The organism is Lentzea californiensis (assembly GCF_024648825.1).
Lineage (GTDB): Bacteria > Actinomycetota > Actinomycetes > Mycobacteriales > Pseudonocardiaceae > Lentzea > Lentzea californiensis.
The window spans coordinates 81,399-101,138 of record NZ_JANBBE010000015.1 but is presented as its reverse complement, the minus strand read 5'-3'; the positions used below and the strand labels follow the sequence as shown (position 1 = coordinate 101,138).

15 protein-coding genes are annotated in these 19,740 nt (G+C 68.7%); 6 read left to right on the top strand and 9 right to left on the bottom strand.

Translation table 11 applies throughout. The annotated features are described in order from the left end of the window. Positions 1-99 precede the first annotated feature (99 nt). Both LX88_RS37750 and LX88_RS37745 read left to right on the top strand, forming a co-directional pair. Positions 100-1,608 carry a GAF domain-containing sensor histidine kinase gene (locus LX88_RS37750; RefSeq protein WP_258952554.1) on the top strand — a complete coding sequence of 503 codons (1,509 nt, stop codon included), beginning with the start codon at positions 100-102 and terminating at the stop codon, positions 1,606-1,608. Further along, the gene (locus tag LX88_RS37745; protein WP_090066581.1) at positions 1,599-2,252 is read left to right on the top strand and encodes a response regulator; all 654 of its coding nucleotides are present in this window, start codon (positions 1,599-1,601) and stop codon (positions 2,250-2,252) included. Before LX88_RS37750 ends, LX88_RS37745 begins: the two co-directional genes overlap by 10 nt. Here LX88_RS37745 and LX88_RS37740 read toward each other — a convergent pair. Then, entirely contained in the window at positions 2,249-3,535 is a 1,287-nt protein-coding gene (locus tag LX88_RS37740; RefSeq protein WP_307791868.1) for a glycosyltransferase family 2 protein, read from the bottom strand. The two genes, LX88_RS37745 and LX88_RS37740, sit on opposite strands and share 4 nt — an antisense overlap. 374 nt (positions 3,536-3,909) lie before the next feature. Between LX88_RS37740 and wecB the strand changes: the two genes are divergently transcribed. The 3 genes from wecB to LX88_RS37725 are packed head-to-tail and all read left to right on the top strand — an operon-like array spanning position 3,910 to position 7,574. Next, positions 3,910-5,166 carry a non-hydrolyzing UDP-N-acetylglucosamine 2-epimerase gene (wecB, locus tag LX88_RS37735; protein WP_258952552.1) on the top strand — a complete coding sequence of 419 codons (1,257 nt, stop codon included), beginning with the start codon at positions 3,910-3,912 and terminating at the stop codon, positions 5,164-5,166. After that, positions 5,163-6,947, top strand: coding sequence for a DUF2334 domain-containing protein (locus tag LX88_RS37730; protein WP_258952551.1), 1,785 nt, complete (start codon positions 5,163-5,165; stop codon positions 6,945-6,947). Before wecB ends, LX88_RS37730 begins: the two co-directional genes overlap by 4 nt. A gap of 12 nt (positions 6,948-6,959) precedes the next feature. Continuing rightward, positions 6,960-7,574, top strand: a complete 615-nt coding sequence (locus LX88_RS37725) for a hypothetical protein (protein WP_258952550.1) — start codon at positions 6,960-6,962, stop codon at positions 7,572-7,574. On the opposite strand, the gene LX88_RS37720 is transcribed toward LX88_RS37725, so the two are convergent. From LX88_RS37720 to LX88_RS37685, 8 genes are all read right to left on the bottom strand, one after another. Beyond that, positions 7,559-9,073 carry an alpha/beta hydrolase gene (locus LX88_RS37720; RefSeq protein WP_258952549.1) on the bottom strand — a complete coding sequence of 505 codons (1,515 nt, stop codon included), beginning with the start codon at positions 9,071-9,073 and terminating at the stop codon, positions 7,559-7,561. The genes LX88_RS37725 and LX88_RS37720 overlap by 16 nt on opposite strands. A 14-nt stretch (positions 9,074-9,087) precedes the next feature. Continuing rightward, on the bottom strand, positions 9,088-10,602 hold the full coding sequence (locus LX88_RS37715) for an alpha/beta hydrolase (protein ID WP_258952548.1): 1,515 nt from the start codon (positions 10,600-10,602) through the stop codon (positions 9,088-9,090). Between the two features lie 13 nt (positions 10,603-10,615). Further along, positions 10,616-12,106, bottom strand: coding sequence for an alpha/beta hydrolase (locus LX88_RS37710; protein WP_258952547.1), 1,491 nt, complete (start codon positions 12,104-12,106; stop codon positions 10,616-10,618). Positions 12,107-12,328: 222 nt separating this feature from the next. Beyond that, positions 12,329-13,303 carry an ABC transporter substrate-binding protein gene (locus tag LX88_RS37705; protein ID WP_258952546.1) on the bottom strand — a complete coding sequence of 325 codons (975 nt, stop codon included), beginning with the start codon at positions 13,301-13,303 and terminating at the stop codon, positions 12,329-12,331. 15 nt (positions 13,304-13,318) lie between these two features. Continuing rightward, positions 13,319-14,350 carry an ABC transporter permease gene (locus LX88_RS37700; protein ID WP_258952545.1) on the bottom strand — a complete coding sequence of 344 codons (1,032 nt, stop codon included), beginning with the start codon at positions 14,348-14,350 and terminating at the stop codon, positions 13,319-13,321. Beyond that, the gene (locus LX88_RS37695) at positions 14,350-15,114 is read right to left on the bottom strand and encodes an ATP-binding cassette domain-containing protein (RefSeq protein WP_258952544.1); all 765 of its coding nucleotides are present in this window, start codon (positions 15,112-15,114) and stop codon (positions 14,350-14,352) included. Before LX88_RS37695 ends, LX88_RS37700 begins: the two co-directional genes overlap by 1 nt. Then, positions 15,111-16,109: a class I mannose-6-phosphate isomerase gene (locus LX88_RS37690; protein ID WP_258952543.1), complete on the bottom strand. Its 999-nt coding sequence runs from the start codon at positions 16,107-16,109 to the stop codon at positions 15,111-15,113. Before LX88_RS37690 ends, LX88_RS37695 begins: the two co-directional genes overlap by 4 nt. Positions 16,110-16,138: 29 nt before the next feature. Beyond that, a complete protein-coding gene (locus tag LX88_RS37685) occupies positions 16,139-17,122 on the bottom strand; it encodes a LacI family DNA-binding transcriptional regulator (protein ID WP_090066570.1) in 984 nt (327 codons plus the stop codon). A 382-nt stretch (positions 17,123-17,504) separates the two neighbouring features. Between LX88_RS37685 and LX88_RS37680 the strand changes: the two genes are divergently transcribed. Next, on the top strand, positions 17,505-19,712 hold the full coding sequence (locus tag LX88_RS37680; RefSeq protein ID WP_258952542.1) for a GH92 family glycosyl hydrolase: 2,208 nt from the start codon (positions 17,505-17,507) through the stop codon (positions 19,710-19,712). Positions 19,713-19,740: the final 28 nt, after the last annotated feature.

Genomic DNA, 19,740 nt, shown 5'->3' with positions numbered 1-19,740 from the left:
TTCACTGTTGGCAGTGATGGTCTCCCCCTTGACTACGCTGGGGAGTTACCCTCAGTCGTTCGTGCGGTGTCACTTCTATCCCCCAAAAGGGGTGAAGCCGTGGGCGTCAACGTGAGCACGGAACAGCGGGTGCTGGATGTCGTGCTGTCGTTCGCCGAAGACGACACCCTGCCCGAGCTGCTTCGTCACGTCGTCGAATCCGCCTGCGAGCTGATCGAGGCCCCTTACGGCGCGTTGGCGGTGATCAACGGTCACAAGGAGCTCACCGAGTTCGGCAGTCATCACGACGGGCAGGTCCAGATCACGTCCGGTGATCCGCGCTCGATCGGCGTAGCGGACTTCCTGGGGGCGCCGATCAAGGTGCACGACGAGACGTTCGGCAACCTCTTCCTCGCGGGCAAGCCGGAGTTCACCGCCCAGGACCGCTACATCCTCTCCGCGCTGTCGACGGCCGCAGGGAGCGCTGTTGGCCACTTGGACCGCTATGAACAGGCGCGCAAGCGTGAGGTGTGGCTCCGGGCCGCCGCCGAGGTGACCACTGACCTGCTGATGGGCACGAACGGCCGTGACGCGCTCTACCTCGTGGCGCGGACGGCGCGCAGGACGGCGAACGCCGACTTCGCGGCGGTGGTGCTTCCCGACCAGAACGGTGAGCTCGTCATCGAGGTGACCGACGGCGGTCGGTACGACGCGGAGGGCGTGCGGGTGCCGAAGGAGGGCACCGCCACCTACCGGGTCTTCGGGTCGGGCCAGGGGGAGTGCCACGACGAGGGCAGGCTGGCCGCGGTGCCGGGGGCGTCCGCGATCGTGCCGCTCAGGGTCGGGGAACGGACGATCGGTGTCCTCATCGTCGCGCGGCCGCCTGGTGAGCCCAGCTTCGACGACCCCGAGCTCATCGAGGCCTTCGCCGCGCAGGCCGCGCTGGTGCTGGAGTTCACGCGGGCGCGGGGTGACACCGAGCGGCTCGCGGTGCTGGAGGATCGCGACCGCATCGCGCGGGACCTGCACGACCTGGTCATCCAGCGGCTGTTCGGGCTCGGGCTCGGGCTGCAAGGGCTGACCGGGACGAGCAAGCCTCAGGTCGTCGAGCGGATCAGCGGGTTCGTGGAGGAGGTCGACCACACGATCCGCGAGATCCGCCGCACCATCTTCTCCCTGCAGGAACCGCCGTCCGGGGGCACGAGCCTGCGCGGCCAGTTGCTCAACGCGGTGCACGAGTCCGCGCAACTGCTCGGGTTCGAGCCGGACGTGTCGCTCGAAGGGCCGTTGGACAGCGTTGTGCCGGACCAGGTTCGACCCGATCTGCTCGCCACGCTCCGGGAAGCGCTAACGAACGTGGTGCGTCACGCGAGAGCAAAGCACGTAGCTGTAGCCGTGAGCGTCGATCGCACCGTGACGAGTCTTGAACTCATGGTCAAGGACGACGGCAGAGGCTTGCCGTTGGCTGACGATTCAGGCGGTGTGCCCCACCACGCCGGTGGACTGGCGAACATGGCGGCTCGGGCGCGGCGTCACCACGGCGACTGCGCGGTCGACTCGATCCCCGGCGCGGGGGTGAGCATCACCTGGTTCGTCCCACTGGTGCTGCAGGAGGCGAGATGGCGATAGCGGTGCTGCTCGTGGACGACCACGAGATCGTGCGGCGCGGGCTCGTGCAGTTGCTGGCGCAGGCGGACGACATCAAGGTCGTCGGCCAGGCGGACAGCGCCACGGCCGCGATCGCGCAGGCGACGCGGCTCAGACCCGACGTCGCGATCATCGACGTGCGGTTGCCCGACGGCGACGGCGTCACGGTGTGCCGGGAGATCAGGAGTCTCGTGCAGCCTCCGCCCGCGTGCCTGATGCTCACGTCCTATTCGGACGACGAGGCGCTGTTCGGCGCGATCATGGCCGGCGCGTCCGGCTACATGCTGAAAGAGGTGTCGGGCAACGATCTCGTGGCCGCCGTCCGCACCCTCGCCGCGGGCGGGTCGCTCCTGCACGCCGGCGTCACGGCCACCGTTCTGCAACGGCTCCGCGGCGGGCCCGAGGAAGACCCGCGCTACGCCGCGCTGAGTCCGCAGGAACGCCGCATCCTCGACCTCATCGCCGAGGGCATGACGAACCGGCAGATCGCGAACCGCCTGTTCCTCGCCGAGAAGACCGTCAAGAACTACGTGTCGTCGCTCCTGCACAAGCTCGGCTTCGACCGCCGCACCGAGGCGGGTGTCTACGCGGCCCGGCGCAGACGCGCCCACCCCGGCACCTTCTAGGCGATCTTCGGCACCGGCTTCGCCGCCGGAGCTTCCCTCTCCGCCAGGCGTTCCGTCTTGGCCCACGTGTTGCGCCCGGCGAAGTGCCGGTACAGCGCGCGCAACGTCGACACCGAGCCCAGGATCAGGAACAGCGGATAGACGAGGCTGACGAGCAGGCATCTCCACAACGGTTCGTCGCCGTGCTTGAGCCGGTGCACCAGGCCCCAGATCAGTCCGGGCAGGAGCAGCGCGACCAGCCAGATCCCCAGCGCCAGCAGGGTGTTCGAGCCGCTCGCGGTGAAGCCGGCGATCTCCAGACCGGTGAACTGCGCGTAGAAGTTGACGCCCACCAGCGCGGTGACGAGCAACGTCATCGGCGCGACCAGCCACGGCGTCAGCAGGTACTGCAGGAACTCCATCAGCGCGACGGAACCCACGTGCTTGGCCCTGATCAGCTTCGGCACGTACCCGAGGCACTGCAGGTTGCCCTGCCCCCACCGGGTGCGCTGCCGCAGCAGCCGGTGCACGTCGACCAGGCCCTGCTGGGTGATCGTCGCGTGCGTGGCGTACCGGACGCGCTGGCCGGTCAGGTGCACGCGCAGCCCCAGTTCCAGGTCCTCGACCAGGCACGCCGACCACGGCGCCTCACCCAGCCCCATCAACGTCCTGAGGCGCACGAACTGGCCGTTGCCACCGAGTCCGACCGTGCCGACGACGTCCCGCAACGACTGCGAGGCGTCCACGACGCAGCTGAACTCCAGGTCCTGCAGGAACGCCAGCAGGTTGGTGCGGTTGTGGATCCGGACACGGCACTGCACGGCACCGACGGCGCGGTGCGTGAAGTACGCGGAGATCTCGGACAGCATGCCGGGCTCGCCGCGGCCGTCGCCGTCGATCACGCCGACGATCGTGCGGTGGACCGTGCCGGCCTCCTCCGCGATGTCGCGGATGTAGGCGAAGGCGTGGTTCAGCGCTTCGCCTTTGCCCTTGCGGGCTTCCGGCGGGTTGCGTCTGAGCACGTGCAGCCGGTGGTCGTCGATCTCGGCCAGCACGCGCGGGGTGCCGTCGTCCGAGCCGTCGTCGACGACGACGACCTGAACCGGTGTGCGCGCCCCGTCCAAAGCGAGTGCGGAACGCACGGTGTTCGCCACGACACGTTCCTCGTTCAACGCCGGAATGATGATCCAGTACTGCAACGGATGCCGTGAGGGAATGTCCGGTCCACCCGGTTTCGGGCGCCACCAGACAAAGAGTGCGAGCGCCAGGTTGTAACTGGGCCAAAACACCAGCAGGACGAGCATGAACGCCGCGAATTGTGTCGTGTCCGTCATGACACAAACCTGCTCACAAAAGCAGTTGCAGGAACAACAACAACGGACGAGAGGTGAAGTTGAGTCATTCTGGCTCCTGGTAACGAAGCGCTGGGCTGGTGCGAGATACCAGACAGCAAGTCCAGGAGCAGGTGTTCGTCGCGAGACTAGGGCTAGCCGAGTAAGGCGTCAACCGGCCATATCGGGGACGAATAGACATTCGTTACGCGAGGTTCGAAAAGTCGATCACCGATGTGGCGGTACCCCCGCGAGACGGGGTACCGATTGATTGTCAGCGGTGCTCTACCACCGCGATGATGGCGCACGCTTCGCCGCGCGTGCCTGGACGTACAAAGAGGTAGAAGATGGGACTAAGTGCCCTGGTGCCCGGCCCTCGGCAGTTCTACCGGGGCGAGGTTCCCGAGGTTTTCCTGGTCGCGGGAACGCGCCCGGAAGCCGTGAAGATGGCCCCCGTGGCCGCCGCGATGTTCGCTTGCGGCCGCATCCGGCCCGTGCTCGTGAACTCCGGGCAGCACCCGGAGATGGTCGACCAGGCGCTGGAGTCGTTCGGCTTCACGGCCGACGTCAGACTCAAGCTGAACCGCGTCACGGGCGGCCAGGCCGAGCTGACCGGTCAGCTGATCGAGGAGCTCGACCGGCTGTTCACCGAACGCGCGCCGGGGGCGGTGCTCGTGCAGGGCGACACGACGACGACGCTGGCGGGCGCGCTCGCCGCGTTCTGGCAGCAGATCCCCGTCGTGCACCTGGAAGCCGGGCTGCGCTCGCACGACCTCACCTCGCCGTTCCCCGAGGAGGGGAACCGCAAGATGGTCGGCCAGCTCGCGTCACTGCACCTCACGCCGACCGCCGACTCGGCCGCACACCTCGCCGCGGAGGCGTTGCAGGGCAACAACGTCCTGACCATCGGCAACACCGTGGTGGACGCCGTGCTCGACGTCGCCGCCCGCCGTGCGCCCTACGGCGACAACCGCCTCCAGGAGCTCGAGAACCGGGTCCACGGCGGACAGTCGCGTCTCGTGCTGGTCACCGCGCACCGCCGCGAGTCGTGGGGTGAGCCCCTCGACCAGGTGTTGCACGCCGTGGCGGACATCGTGCGGGAACGGCCCGACGTCGAGGTCGTGCTGCCCGCACACCCGAACCCCGCTGTGCGCGAGCAGGTGGTGGACGTGCTGGGCGGCGTCGCCCGCGTCACGATCACCGATCCGCTGCCGTACGCGCAGATGGCCCGGCTGCTCGCGCAGTGCACGCTGGTGCTGTCCGACTCGGGCGGCATCCAGGAGGAGGCGCCGTCGTTCGGTGTCCCGGCGCTGGTGTTGCGGGACGCGACCGAACGCATGGAGGCCGTCAACTCGGGCTGTGCCGTGCTCGTCGGCACCGACCGCGAGCGCATCACGGCGCTGACGTTCCACCTGCTCGACAGTCCCTCGGCACGCGAGGCAATGACCGCCGACGGCAACCCGTTCGGCGACGGCCTCGCGTCCGTGCGCACCGAACAGGCCCTGGCCTGGCTGCTGGGCCTGCAACAGCAGCGACCCGCCGAGTTCGCTCCTTACGCGGGCAGCGCGACCGTGCGCATGTCCGGAGAGGTTGATGTGGCATGAGAAGCCGACTGCTCAAGGTCGCTGCCGGGGTTGCGCTCGCGGTCGCGATGGTGCCCGCGCCCGCCGTCCAGGCCGCGCCCCTCTCGCTCGAGCTGGACGGAGTCGGTGAGCTCGTCGAGAACGCGCTGCCCGCGCCGCCCCTGACGACCACGAAGCCGTCCACGACCAGCACGCGCATCACCAAGCGCACCACGCAGCCCGGTGTCGTCTCGACCGCTCTGGGGACGCTCGGACTGGCCTCCGCGCAGGCCGTCGCGGCCGGCACGAACGGCGGAGGGGCACCCGGCGCGAAGGCGTCGCAGAAGACGCTGGTCCTCTACGACAACACGGGTCCCTGGGCGTGGCTGGGCGAGGCCTACGCGGTGCAGGCGGGCAACCTCGCGTCGCACGGCAGCGCGTACGTCATGCACCCGGTCGGCTCGTACGCCGCCGGCGAGATGTCCGGCTACACCGGCGTGATCTACATCGGCTCGACCTACGACGAGCCGCTCCCGGTGGCGTTCCTCGACGACGTGCTCGCGGGCAGCAAGCCGGTGCTGTGGATGGCGCACAACATCTGGCAGCTCACCGCCCGTGCGCCGGGCTTCCAGGCCACGTACGGCTGGAACTGGGTGCAGTACGACACCGGTGCGGCGACCACCGTCCGGTACGAGAACACCGACCTGGGCCGCAACCCGCTCGCGACGCCGTCCGGTCTGATGATCACCTCGATCACCGACCCGGTGATCGCGTCGGCGCCTGCCGTCGCCACCGGTTCGGCCGCGGGCCCGATCAACTGGGCCACCAAGGCCAAGAACCTGACCTACATCGGCGAGGTCCCGTTCAGCTACGTCGACCACGGCGACCGCTACCTGGCCGCGGCGGACCTGATCAGCAAGGTCTCGAACCCGGCCATGGCCGATCGCAAGCGGGCCCTCGTGCGCATCGAGGACGTCGGCCCCGACGCCGACCCGAACGAGCTGCGCGCGATCGCCGACTACCTGAAGTCGCAGAACGTGCCGTTCACCATCGCGGTCTACCCGCGCTTCGAGAACCCGCTGGGCGCCGACAACAACGGCGTGCCGGAGGCGGCGAACCTGGCGCAGAAGCCGCAGGTCATCAAGGCACTGCAGTACATGACACAGCGCGGTGGCACGATCCTGATGCACGGCTACACGCACCAGTTCGGGAAGCTGGTCAACCCGTACGACGGCCGCAGCGGCAACGACTTCGAGTTCTACACGGCCCACGTCAACGAGAACGACAGCGTGATCTACGACGGCCCGGTCCCCGGTGACTCGGCGGCGTGGATGCAGGGCCGGATCAACTCGGCGACGACCGCGCTCGCGCAGGCCGGTTTCCCGAAGCCCGCCATCTTCGAGCCGCCGCACTACGCCGCGTCCGCCGTGGACTACCAGGTCATCCAGCAGAACTTCGGCAAGCGCTACGACCGCGGCCTGTACTTCGCCGGGTACTGCCCCGGTGGCGCGTGCGGCACCGGCACACCGCAGTACGACAAGATCTACGGCCAGTACTTCCCGTACCTGGTCCGCGACGTCTACGGCTCGATCGTGGCGCCGGAGGCGGTGGGCAACGTCGAGCCCGAGCCGTTCAACAACCACCCGGCTCGCCTGCCGTCCGACCTGGTCAAGACGGCGAACCAGCTCAAGGTGGTCGATGATGGTGTCGCGAGCTTCTTCTACCACCCGTACCTCGGTACCGGGTACCTGCAGCAGACCGTCTCGGGGCTGAGGAACGCGGGCTACCAGTTCGTGTCCGTCGGCACCGTCATGGCGGGGTGACAGGAGGTCTGGGTGCGCTGGCTGTGGGCGGTTCTGGTGCTGGCCGGGTGCTCTGCCGGCCAGGCCGGGCCGCCCTCGGCCGGCGCCATCGACGAGGGCTGGGAGGTCACCGTCTACTACACCGCCGTCGAGTCGTTCCACAGTGGACCGGCGGCGCCCGTGCGGGGGTGCCCGCACATCGACTGCGAGCACGGTGACGACGTGCTCGGTACCTTCCCGCAGTCGTTCGCGAAGGCGGTGGAGGACGAGGGTACCGGCCGCACGGCGGACGGCCGGTACCTCAACTGGTCCTACGACAAGGGCTACTGGCTCGACACCGCGCCGCGTGACTCGTTCGGCAAGCCGTTGCGGCCCTTCGTCTCGGCTGCCGCGGACGGGGTGAGGACGGGCTCACGGATCAAGCTCGTCTCGTGTGGACAGACCCCCGAAGGCGGCAACGTCGACGCCGCCGTGTGCCAGAAGCTCGCGTCCTCGTCGTGGCAGATCACCGACGAGTTCACCCCCGGCCTCGGCGGGGAGAGGCACATCGACCTCTACCTCGGCGAGGAGACCGGTCCGGGGTTCACCGAGAGCTCCTGGTACACGACGTTCTCCCAGGCCGTGCTGGAGGTTCACCAGCCGAGCTGAGCCGCCAGCCGCTGCGCCTCGGTGAGCGGGTTGCCCGTGCTCTCGCCGGGCGCCGGCAGCGGCACCCCCGGACAGCTCAGGTCCTTCTTCGGCACCACGCCGTCGACGAGGTAGCTCTCCACCACGTCGCCGACGCAGTCGTTGCCGAACCCGTAGATGCCGTGGTCACCCTCGTCCCGCACGGTCAGCAGGCGCGAATTGGCGAACTTCGCGTGAGCCCGTTGCGCGCCTGCCAGCGGCGTCGCGGGATCGCGCACCGACTGCACCATCAGCGCGGAGTCCATGCCCTTGCCGTTGGGACGTTTGAGGTTCACGTTCGGGCGGTCCCACCACGCGCACGGTCCGGTCACCTGGTAACCGCCGACGAGCGAGTACCGCTTGACGCTCTTGTTCCCTTCGCGCTCCAGCGACTTCCGATCACCGCGGAACGGGGTGTCGTTGCACAGGATCGACATCTGCGTGCCCATCAGCGCGTCCGGGTACTGCTTCGGAGCCTGGGCCAGCGAAACGGGGTGCGCGAGTTGTGCGAACAGCTGGGCGGTGCCTTCGAACGAGTCCTTGCTGTACAGGCCCGTGAAGATCAGGGCGTCCAGCAGCACCGGCGTCACGACGGTGCCGTCCGGCAACGTGACGGGCTGCTCGGCCAGCCTCGCGCGCGTGGTCTCGTAGGCCTGGCGCACCTCCTCCGCGGTCTTGCCGAGGTGGAACACGGTGTCGTACTTCGCCACCCACGGCAGGAAGTCGACGCGGAACCGGAGCTCGGCGCCCGCCGGGAGGTTGTCGAAGACCTCCTGCCACGACTCGGTGAACTCGGTGTTGGAGTCGAGGACGATCTTGTCGAGCGTCTTGGGGAAGTAGGTGGCGTAGTAGGCGCCCATCCAGCTGCCGCCGGAGTAGCCGAGCCAGCTGACCTTCTTCCTGCCCAGCACCTGCCGGAGCAGGTCCAGGTCGCGCACCGTCTGCTCGGTCGTGATGTACCGGCCGAGCTCGCCGGACTTGGTCTGGCAGAACTTCGCCTGCAGCTCCATGCCGCCGTAGGTCAGGTCGAGGTTCGGTTTGCTCCGGTCGCGCCAGTCGGTGGCGAGCCGGTGCTGGTAGTTGCCGCACGTGACGTTGTCGCTGCCACCCGTGCCGCGCACGTCGATGCCGTAGATCTCGGCGTTCTCGCTGAGCTTCGGCCGGTTCAGGTAGACGAGCGGCAGGGTGCGGCCCTCACCTCCGGGCCCGCCGGGGTTGGTGAAGACGGTGGTCTTCGCCTTGCCGTTCAACGGAACCGTGCGGCTGATCGCGATGGTGATGGTCTTGCCGTTGTCAGCGTTGTTCCAGTCCATCGGAGCGGTGAACCAGCCGCACTGCAGCCGTTCGAACCCGGGAGCGCCGGAACACTGCTCCCACGCGATCTCCTGGTTCGCGAAGGTCGTGCTCGCGGACGCCTGCGGCACCACGAACAGCGTCGTGACCACGGTCGCGGCGGCCACGGCCGCCAGTTGCCTTCTCATCGGGCGTCGCCCCTTCACCAGCCGAGCCGAACTGCGAGCTCGCGGGCCTGCTCCAGCGGACCGGCCTGCTGCTGGCCCGGTTCGGGCAACGGCACGCCGGGGCAGGACAGGTCTCCGGCCGGCGTCACGCGGTCCACGAGATAGCGCTCGACGACGTCGTTCACACAGCCGTTGTCGAAGCCGTAGATGCCGTGGTCACCCTCGTCCTTGACGGTCAGCATCCGCGATCCGGCGAACCCGGCGTGCGCCTTGCGGGCGCCCTCGATCGGCGTCGGCGCATCGCGTTCGGACTGCACCATCAGCGTCGGCGTGACGCCGATCCCGTTGGGGCGCTTCAGGGTGACGTCCGGCCGGTCCCAGTACGCGCAGGGGCCCATGATCTGGTAGTAGCCCAGCAGCGGCCATTTCGCGCCATCCTGGGCCGCGTCGCGTTCGAGGTACCTGCGGTCACCGCGGAACTTGGTGTCGTTGCAGACGATCGAGTGCAGCGTGGCGTTCGCCGCGTCCGGGTAGCTCGCCTGCGCCGTCAGCGGCGCCGGCACCGTGCCGGCCAGTTCGGCCAGCTTGCGCGCGGCACCGTCGAACGCGTACTTGCTGTACTGGCCCTGGACGAGCACCAGGTCCAGCGTGACCGGGTAGTACGTGCCCTCGGGCAGGGTGACGGGCTGCTGTGCGAGCTTCGCACGCGTGCGCTCGTAGGCCTGGCGCACCTCTTCACCGGTCTTGCCGAGGTGGTAGACGTCGTCGTGCTGGGCGACCCAGGGCGCGAAGTCGACGCGAAACCGCCGCTCGAAGCCCATGCCGAAGTCGCCGAACACCGTCTGCCACGGCGCGGTGAACTCGGTGTTGGAGTCGAGGACGATCTTGTCGAGCGTCTTCGGGAAGTACGTGGCGTAGTACGCGCCCATCCAGCTGCCGCCGGAGTAACCGAGCCAGTCGACCTTCTTGCGGCCCAGCACCTGGCGGAGCAGGTCGAGGTCGCGGACGGTCTGGTCGGTGGTGATGTACCGGCCGAGCTCGCCGGACTTGGTCTGGCAGAACTTCGCCTGCAGCTCCATGCCGCTGTAGATCAGGTCGAGGTTGGCCTTGCTGCGGTCTCGCGGGTCCGTCGAGCCGAGGGTGTCGAACCCGCCACAGGTGACGTTGCTGCTGGCACCGGTGCCGCGCACGTCGATGCCGTAGATCTCGGCGTTCTCGCTGAGCTTCGGCCGGTTCAGGTAGATCAGCGGCAGCGTGCGGCCCGCGCCGCCCGGTCCGCCCGGGTTGGTGAAGACGGCGGTCTTCGCCTTGCCGTTCAACGGAACGGTGCGGCTGACCGCGATGGTGATGGTCTTGCCGTCGCGCGGGTTGTTCCAGTCCATCGGTGCGGTGAAGCTGCCGCACTCCAGTCGTTCGAAGCCTGGCTCGTCACCGCACTTCTGCCACTCGATCCGCTGGTCGGCCAGTCCGGCCGCGTGAGCCTGCGGAGCGATCAGGAGCGATGTCGCGGTGACGGCGGCGAGTGCCGCCGCGATCTTCCTGCGGTGCATGCGTTTCCCCCTTCTACTTGCCGAGGTGGGCGGCCAGCCGGCGTGCGTTCTCCAGCGAGTTCTGCCTGGTCTCACCTGGGGCGGGAAGCGGAACCCCCTGGCACGTCAGGTCCTTCGCCGGCGTGATGCCGTCGACGAGGTAGCGCTCGACGACGTCGTTCACGCAGTCGTTGCCGAACCCGTAGATGCCGTGGTCACCCTCGTCTTCAACGGTCAGCAGCACCGAGTTGTTGAAGTTGCGATGCGCTCGCTGCGCGCCTTCGAGCGGCGTCGCCGGGTCGCGCACCGACTGCACCATCAACGTCGTCGGCACGCCGATGCCGGTGGGCTTCCTGAGGTTCACGTCCGGCCGGTTCCAGAACGCGCACGGGCCGGCGACCTGCGTGTAGCCGACGAGCGGCCACTTCGCGCCGTTCACCGCGGCCTCGCGTTCGAGGAACTTCCGGTCGCCGCGGAACTTCGTGTCGTTGCACAGGATCGAGTAGGCCGTGGCGAGCTGCGCGTCCGGGTAGGTGGCCAGCGTTCCGAGCTGCGCGGGCACGGTGCCGGCGAGCTCCGCGAAGATCTGCGTGCCCTGAGCGAAGGTGTCCTTCACGTAGAGCGTGCCGCGCAGCAGGAGGTCGAACTGCACGCCGTTGTACACGCCTTCCGGCCGTGTCACGGGTTGCTCGGCGAGCTTGGCACGAGTGCGTTCGTAGGACTGGCGCACCTCCTCGGCGGTCTTGCCGAGGTGGTAGACGCTGTCGTACTTGGCCACCCACGGCAGGTAGTCGACGCGGAAGCGGCGCTCGAAGCCCATGCCCCAGTCGTCGAACGCGTCCTGCCACGGCGCGGTGAAGTCGACGTTGGAGTCGAGGACGATCTTGTCCAGCGTCTTGGGGAAGTACGTGGCGTAGTAGGCGCCCATCCAGCTGCCGCCGGAGTAACCGAGCCAGCTGACCTTCTTCTTGCCCAGCACCTGCCGCAACAGGTCCAGGTCCTTCACCGTCTGGTCGGTGGTGACGTACTTGCCGAACTCACCGGACTTGGCCTGGCAGAACTGCGCGTGCAGCTTCATGGCGCCGTAGATCAGGTCGAGGTTGGCCTTGCTGCGGTCGCGCGGATCGGTCAGCCCCGTCGAGTCGAAGCTGCCGCAGGTGACGTTGCTGCTGGCACCGGTGCCGCGCACGTCGATGCCGATGATCTCGGCGTTCTCGCTCAGCTTGGGCCGGTCGAGGTAGACGAGCGGGAGGGTGAGACCGGGCCCGCCCGGCCCGCCGGGGTTGGTGAAGATGGTCTGCCCGGCCTTGCCGCTCTTCGGCGTGAGGCGGCTGACCGCGATGGTGATGGTCTTGCCGTTGCGCGGGTTGTTCCAGTCCATCGGCGCGGTGAAGCTGCCGCACTCCAGCCGCTCGCCGCCCGGCGGCAGTCCCGGCGGTGGCGTGTCGAAGCACTTCTGCCACTCGATCTTCTGCGTCGGTGCCGCCTGCGCCTGTGGTGCGATGAGCAGGGATGTCGCGGTCACGACGGCCAACACCGTCGCGGTCTTCCTTCGTAGCATTCGAGCCCCCTCCACTGTGCTTCCAGCTCATCGGTTCCGGGGGTGCTGGGCATCGGCTGAAGGATGACGGGTTCGTACGACTTGGGTCTTAGCCCACCCGGCCACACAGCCATGACATGCGTCATCAGGCCCTGGCAGGCCGGAGGGCCGTCCCCTGGTCGGGAACGGCCCTCCGGGACGCAGAAGTCAGCAGGACTCCTTGTAGAAGTACTTCGAGTTGGCCGACGCGTCGTCCTTCGTGATGGCGACGAGGTCCGTCTCGATGTCGCGCTTGTTCTCCTTGCCGTCGATCGCGGCCAGGGCCTGCTCGACGCCCTGCCTGCCGATCGTGGCGGGGTCCTGGGCGATCAGGGCCTGCACGGTGCCGCCCTGCAGGTCCTTCACCTGGTTCGGCGAGGCGTCGAAGCCGACGAGGTTCACCGTGCCGGTCTTGCCCGCGTTGCGCAGGCCGGTCGCCGCGCCCTCACCGGTGTTGAGGTTGGTCGCGAACACCCCGATCAGGTCCGGGTTCGCGGCCAGGGTCGCGGTCACCTTCGAGGCCGCGGTGGCGGGCTCGTTGTCGGTGTACTGCTGGCCGATGTACTTGAGGTTCGGGAAGGCTTTGACGGCCTCCTCGAAACCCTTGGCGCGCGCGTCCGTGGTGGACGTGCCGGCCTTGGTGTTGAGCACGAGCACCGAGCCGGACTTGCCGGCGGAGAGCTTGTTCAGCGTCTCGGCCGCGAGCTTGCCGCCCTGCTCGTTGTCGGACGAGATGGAGGAGACGCCGATCGAGGTGTCCTGGAGCTTGGTGTCGACCTCGACGACCTTGATGCCCGCGTCCTTGAGCTGCTTCATCGGGCCGGCCATGGCCTTGTCGTCGGTCGGCGCGATCAGGACGGCGGCGGGCTTCGACGCGAGGATGCCCGTGACGATCGGGGTCTGCTGGGCCGCGTCGAACTTCGCGGGGGCCTGGGTGTCGAACTCGTAGCCCGCGGCCTTCGCCGCCTCCTCGAAACCGCACTGCATCGAGATGTAGAACGGCTCCGCCGTGATGCCGGGGATCAGCACCAGCTTCTTGTTCGTGGCGGTGTCGCCCGAGTTCGAGTCGCCGATCTGCCCGCCCCCGCCACACGCGGCGAGCAGGAGAGCGGCTGAGACTGCCAGAGCGGAGCGGATCTTCATTGGTCCAGCACCTTCCTAACGTTGGTTGCGCGCCCGGCGCCGTGTCTGGTCCAGCCACACGGCGGCCACCAGCACGATCGCCACGGCGATCGGCTGCCAGAACTCCTTGACCCCGATGATCACGAGGCCCTTCTCCAGCACCGCGGGGATGAACACGCCGAAGACCGTGCCCAGCACCGAACCCGTGCCGCCGAAGATGCTCGTGCCACCCAGGACGACGGCGGCGATCGCGTTCAGGTTGTCCGTCTCGTGGCCGGTAACGACCGCGACGCGGAAGAACGCGTTGCCCATGAACCCCGCGAGACCGGCCAGGGTGCCCGCGAGCAGGTACACCTTCGTCAGGTGGCCGCGCACCGAGATGCCCACGCGCCGTGCCGCTTCCTCGTTCGAGCCGACCGCGTACGTGTAGCGGCCGAACCGCGTGGTCGACAGCAGCAGCGCGCCCAGAGCGGTGACGACCGCGGCCACGATCACGATGTTCGGGATGCCGAGGTACGTGCCGGAACCGAAGGTGCGGTTCAGCCTGTCCGGGATGCCGGACACGTTGGAACCGTTGTTCAGCAACAGGGCCGCGCCCTGCGCCGCGCCGAACGACCCCAGCGTCACGATCAGCGCCGGGATCTTCGCGCGCGAGATCAGCAGGCCGTTGAGCAGGCCCCAGACCGCACCGCTGACCACCGCGACGAGCAGCCCGAACGCGATCACGCCCCAGCCGGCGTTCGTCGCGTCACCGCCGGACACGGCGTTCATCGCCATGGCGGAGGCCACCGACGCGAACACCAGCACCGAACCGACGGACAGGTCGATGCCGGACGTGATGATCACGAACGTCATGCCGACCGAGAGCACCAGCAGCACGGCCGTTTCCGCCAGCAGGAACTGCAGGGTGGTCACCTGGAAGACCGCGTCCGGCCGGATCGCGCCGAACGTGGCGACCAGGACCAGGAGCACCAGGCCGATCCAGAGCGTGTTGGCGCCGGCCACCCGCTTGAGGAACGACGTGCGGTGCTCGTCCGGTAGAGATGACATCGTTGTCTTCTCGGTCATCAGGCCGCGTCCTCCTGGGTCAGCGCGCCGGTCATCGCGCCGACGAGCTCTTCCACACTGGTCTCGGAAGCCTTGAAACGGGCCACGCGACGGCCGAGGCGCAGCACCTCGACGCGGTCGGAGACCGACAGCACCTCGGGCATGTTGTGCGAGATCAGCACGACGGCGACGCCCTCGTCGCGCACGCGCTTGATCACGTCGAGCACGCGTTCCCGTTGCACGACACCGAGTGCGGCCGTCGGCTCGTCCATGAACACGAGCTTCGACGCCCACGCCACCGACCGCGCGACCGCGACGGACTGGCGCTGGCCACCGGAGAGCGCCGCGATCGGCACGTCGATGCTCTGCAGCGTCGCGCCGAACCGGGTGAAGTGCTCGGTGGCCTGCTTGCGCATGGCCTTCTTGTCGAGCACGCCCAGGAACCCGAGCAAGCCGGGCTTGAGGATCTCCCTGCCCAGGAACATGTTCGCGGCCGGGTCGAGGTCGGGCGCGACCGCGAGGTCCTGGAACACCGTCTCGATGCCCAGGTCGCGGGCATCGTTGGGGGAGCCCAGCACGAGCGGCTCGCCGTCGAACAGCAGCGTGCCACCGGTCGGCTGCTCCACCCCGGACAGGCACTTCACCAGGGTGGACTTGCCCGCGCCGTTGTCGCCGATCAGCGATACGACCTCACCGGGGTGAGCGGTGAACGAGGCACCGCGGAGAGCTTCCACGGTGCCGTAGTTCTTCGTGAGATCACGAGCCTCCAGCAACGGCTGGCTCACTGCATCACATCCTCCACTGTGGACAGAACAGGTGGGCGGCAGCGGATCGCCACCAGGTCACCGGTCAGGCCGAGCTCGCCCGCCGCGTGCGGCACGACGAGCGTGCTGCCCTTGTGCACCTCCAGCTCACCGAGCTTGCCCGCGCCCTCCAGCACCACCAGCACGGCGAACGACGGCTCCAGCGTGAAGGAACCCTCGACGTGCAGGCGGTCGGCCTGGAAGAACGGGTCCGCGTCGTGGCCGAGGAGGTCGACCGACGGCGCCCACCTGTCGGACGTCTGGTGGACCAGTTCCTCGAGCTTCCCGCTCCAGCCCCGCCGGTCGACGCAGTCGAGCGCGACGTCGTAGCCGAGGCCGAGGTGGCCGACGTCGGCGTTGGCGAGGAAGCCCTGCCACTCCAGCGTGACCGAGAAGTCCGTGGGCTGCTGCAGTTCGACGATGAACACGCCCTCGCCGATCGCGTGCGGCACGCCGGCGGGCACGAAGACCGTGTCGCCGGGCCGGACGCAGACCGGGTTCAGCGCGTCGAGCATCGCCTTCGTGTCCTGCGTGGCGACCCAGCCGGCGACGGTGTCCGCGGGCACGTCGTCGCGGAATCCGATGTAGACGGTCGGGTTCGCGCCGGTGGTGCCGACGACGATCCACGCCTCCGTCTTGCCGTGGCGGCAGTTCAGGTGCGAGGACGCGAAAGCGTTCGACGGGTGGCAGTGCACCGGCAGGCGCTGGCCCGCGTCGAGCAGCTTCACCAGCAACGCCGTGTCGCCGCCGAACTTCGCCGCGTGGTCCGCGCCGAGCCAGCCGGTCGGGTCCGCCTTCACCGCGTCGCGCAGGAGAACGCCGTCCGGCAACGTTGTCAACCCGGCGTCGTCGCGTCCGTAGAGCGTCGTCGTCGACGCCACCCAGTCCTCGGGGCCGAAGTCGCCGCTGGTCCCGCCGCGCAACGCGGCGATCGCCTCACCGCCGCGGTAGAACTGCTTCGGCTGGTTGGCGGGCAAGTTGACAGGCTGGTGGAGAACACCAGAACTCACGCGTGGACCTCCCCGGATCCTCGTGGCACCAAGCGCACCGGCAGCACGACGCGGCGCGGTGGTGAGTTGTCGCCATCCAGTCGGGCGAACAACAAATCGGTGGCCGCCTTGCCGAGCGCGCTCGCGTCGTGCGCGATCACGGTCACCGGCGGCGACAACAGGTCAGCGAGTTCGAAGTCGTCGAAGCCCACCAGCGCGGGCCTTTCGGCGACGCCGGCGAGCGCGCGCAGGATGTAGACGGTGATGCGGTTGTTGCCGGCCACGATCGCCGTCGCGGGCTCCCGCATGCTGTGCAGGCGCTGCAACGTGGTCCTGACGCTGCTTTCGTCGTGCGGGCCCATCGCCACGAGCTCCTCGTGGTAGCCGATGCCCGCCCGCACGCACCCTTCGCGATAACCGCGCAGGCGCTCGTTGGCCGTGAAGATGTCCGGCGCGTCCCCGAGGAACGCGATGCGGCGGTGCCCGTGCGAGGCGAGGTGCGTGACCGCCTCGACGGTGCCGCCGATGTTGTCCACCAGCACGGTGTCGGCGACGACGTCACCCGCGGGCCGGTCCAGGAACACCACGGGCGTGCCCGCGCGCATCTCCGGTACCAGGTAGCTGTGCTGCAGGCCGGCGGGCACGATCAGCAGCCCGTCGACGCGCCTGCTGCAGAACTCCAGCGCCAGCTCGCGTTCACGCCCGGGATCCTCGTCGGACGACCCCGAGATCACCTGTCTGCCGCGCAGCCGGGCGATTTCCTCGACAGCGCGGGTCACGCCGGAGTAGAACGGGTTGCCGACGTCCTCCAGCACCAGCCCGATCGTGCCGGTGGACGAGCCCCGGCGCAGGTTGCGGGCACTCAGGTTCCGCCGGAACCCGAGCTGGTCGATGGCCGCGAGCACGCGCTCGGCGGTGGACGGGTGCACGCCCGGTTCGTCGTTGACCACGCGTGAGACGGTCTTGATGCTCACGCCCGCGAGCCGCGCGACGTCGTTCATCGTCGCACGACGTACCTTGCGCTGACCGGCTACGGGCCCGCTGGGGGACAACGTTGTCATAGTGGGCGTATCTCACCCCGGCTTTACGGCCTTGTCAACACTTCCGGACCGTTCAAGGGCGCCCTCATCACGTTGTCGAATGTCCGGAACAGGACAAGTGATCGCGATGGTCTTGACCTTGACCGTGTGCGCTCAGCGATGATCTGGTGACGGACAGCGTCGGTGGCCCTGAGTGCCCACGAGTCCGGCGAGAAGACCCCCGGGCCGGGGTGCGCGTGCGGCGGCGGCGCACCCCGGCCCGGTCCCTTGCCCGTCCCTTGCCACCCGACTGGACCACTCCGCCGTCCCGCCCGGCCCCGGAATCGCAACTAGGGTGAATGTCGTGGACGCACTGGATCCCATCGAGTCGGTCAACACCTTCATCGGCACGAAGGACGAGGGAAACACCTTCCCCGGCGCGTCCATGCCGTTCGGCAAGGCCCACTCCAGCCCGATCGGCTCGCACTACGCGGGCTACCGCTACGACGACCAGCAGATCCGCGGCTTCGGGCACTTCTTCCTGTCCGGTGCGGGCTGCTGGGAGCAGGGCGGGCTGGTGCCGATCCTGCCGGTCACCGCGCTGCCGCAGACCTTCGACCACAAGCGGTACGCCAGCGCGTACACGCACGACGGCGAGATCGGCAAACCCGGCTACTACAAGGTGAAGCTGGACCGCGACATCACCGTCGAGTGCACCGCGACCACGAGGGCCGGCGTCGAGCGGTACACGTTCCCCGGTGGCGTCCGGGGCACGCTGCTCGTCAACGTCGGGCAGGCCAACGACAAGGAACCCGTCAGCGCCAGCTCGGTCAGGGTCCTGGACGACCGCACGATCACCGGAACCGTGGAGACGCAGGCGTTCTGCGGCGGCCGCCCGTACGTCACGTACTTCACCACCAGGTTCGACCGCCCGTTCGAGGAGTTCGGCACCTGGGGCCCGTCCGGGTCCAGGCCGGGGCGGCGGGAGTCCGCGGGAGGCGCCGGGCTCCGGGGCGCCTGGGTCACCTTCGGACCGGGCCCGGTCACGGCCACGACCGCACTGTCCCAAGTGGACGAGCAAGGCGCCGCGAACAACCTGGAGACCGAGACCGCCGGCAAGACCTTCGACGACGTCCGCAACGAGGCGCAGGACGCCTGGCGCGCGGAACTCGGGTGCATCGAGATCGAAACTGAGGACTGGGACGAGCGCGCGGTCTTCTACACCGCGCTCTACCACGTGCTGCTCCAGCCGCTGACCGGCAGCGACGCGGATGGCCGGTACCGCGGCTTCGACGACGAGATCCACCAGGCCGACGGCTGGACCTACTACGAGTACTACTCGCTGTGGGACACCTACCGGGCCCACAACCAGCTCCTCGCGCTGATCCGCACGACGAGGAGCAAGGACATCGCGCGGAGCGTCCTGGCGATCCACGAGCAGGGCGGCTGGCTGCCGCGCTGGGCGTACGCGAACCAGGAGACCAACTGCATGACCGGCGACCCGGTCACGCCGTTCCTGGTCGACCTGTGGCGCTTCGGGCACCTCGCGGGCTTCGAGGAGCAGGCGTACCGGGCGTTGCTGCAGAACGCCGACGGCGTGCCGCCGCAGAGTTCGCGCTTCCAGGGCAGGTCCGGCAACCCGAACTACCTCGCCAAGGGGTTCGTCCAGTACGACAAGCGCTTCCCGAAGAAGGGACAGGACACCGATCCGCACCACGGCGCGTCGGCGACCCTGGAGTACGCGCTGGCCGACGCCACGCTCGCGATCATGGCCGAGGCGCTGGGTCACACCGAGGACGCGGAACGACTGCGCGCGCGGGGCCTCAACCACCGCGCTCTTTGGGACAACAGCGTCACGGACCGGGGCTTCACCGGGTTCCCGCGGCCCAAGCTGCAGAACGGCGCGTGGCTCACCCCGTTCACGCCGCAGGGGCCGGAGGGGTTCCACGAGGGCACGGCGTGGCAGTACCAGTGGCTGTGCCAGCACGACATCACTGGGCTGGTCACGGCGCTCGGCGGCAGGGCGGCGGCCGAGGCGCGGCTGGACGACTTCTTCGCGTACGAGGACCTGCTCGCCGACCCGAAGCGGACGGTCCGCGAGAAGTGGGTGGTCGGGCCGTACGACTACTACAACCAGTTCAGGTACAACCCGAACAACGAACCCGATCTGCACGTGCCGTGGATGTACGCGCTCATCGGCAAGCCGGAGAAGACGTCGGTGGTCGTGCGGGCGGCGCAGACGTTGTTCGTCAACGGGCCGGCGGGCGTCACGGGCAACGACGACCTCGGCACGATGTCGGCCTGGTACGTGTTCAGCGCGCTCGGGATGTACCCGGCGGTGCCGGGAACCGGTGAGTTCGTGCCGCACGCCCCGAAGTTCACGAGGGCCGTGATCCACCTGGAGAACGGCAAGGACGTCGTGATCGAGGCGGAGGCGGCGGACGTCGCGAAGACGCAGGTGGTGCAGCGGATCCGCAGCGGCTGGCGGTCGAAGGCGAAAGATCGGATCGAGCTCGCGGAACTGTTCTCGGGCACCACGCTCGTGGTCGACCTCCGCACCCTTTCCAACTGAGACGCCGGAACGGTCGTACGCTCGTGCG